The following is an 818-nucleotide window of genomic DNA, read 5'->3' as shown; positions in this document are numbered from 1 at the left end:
TTCTGGCAGAAGGAAAACCGAAAAAAGTGGCCATTATCGCCTGCGTCAGGAAGATGATTAACATCTTAAATTCTATGCTGCGAGATGGCGCCCTATGGGATGCAAAAACAGCTTAAAATTATCTATTGACGCCATAGTCGTTTGTTAGGTATTTTGCACAGTTGCTAATTCATCCACAAAGCAGACATGCATAATTCCATGAAAATAATCATGGATATTCATCTCAATTTCTCGAAACGACTTTGGTAAAGCCACATTATAGGCCCCTCCATCGATAGGATATATGGACAAAATTGGTTGATTATCTAAGATATTTATCGAATATCCTCTTATCGATGAAAATTTAACCTTATATTCATTTTCAGTATCACCAACAACAACAACCTCATTTTTAATATTATCGATATTTATTGACTGCTGTACCACTTTTAGTCTTGTATAATTCCAAAAATTTATGCCACCAACAAAAAGGCCAGTAACAAATAGAATTCCAATAGAAGGCTCATCGTTTAACAATAAACTTGCCCCATATAAAACACTTGGAACTACTAACGCTATAAATATTGAATATACAACCCGCCACCATAGAACAGGTCGTACAATTTTTGCTCTTTCTTCAGCAAACTCTTTTGGTTCAACCCATGAAATCAAAAATATATCCTCTTATACCTAACGCCTAAAATAAGCGGCGAAAAACAACGCGCAGATATTGATATGAAGTGCGTAAACGCATAACTTCATTTTGCACCTGAAATGCCGAGTGTTTTTTGTCCGCTTGATTTTCTTGTTAAATTTGCCCCGCCCGATGAGGTCGAGGC

1 protein-coding gene and 1 pseudogene are annotated in these 818 nt (G+C 36.6%); one reads left to right on the top strand and one right to left on the bottom strand.

The window, feature by feature from the left end; all coding sequences use genetic code 11:
* Positions 1 to 116: pseudogene (locus tag EDI28_RS26050) on the top strand (IS110 family transposase); the annotation flags it as partial.
* Positions 117 to 144: 28 nt separating this feature from the next.
* On the opposite strand, the gene EDI28_RS26045 reads toward EDI28_RS26050, so the two are convergent.
* Positions 145 to 651 (bottom strand): hypothetical protein, encoded by a 507-nt coding sequence (locus EDI28_RS26045; protein WP_128786702.1) that lies wholly within the window; start codon positions 649 to 651, stop codon positions 145 to 147.
* Positions 652 to 818: the final 167 nt, after the last annotated feature.

This window comes from Photobacterium chitinilyticum (genome assembly GCF_004104355.1).
Taxonomy (GTDB): domain Bacteria; phylum Pseudomonadota; class Gammaproteobacteria; order Enterobacterales; family Vibrionaceae; genus Photobacterium; species Photobacterium chitinilyticum.
Note: the sequence above shows the minus strand (reverse complement) of the source record. Positions and strands in the feature narration are given on the sequence as shown.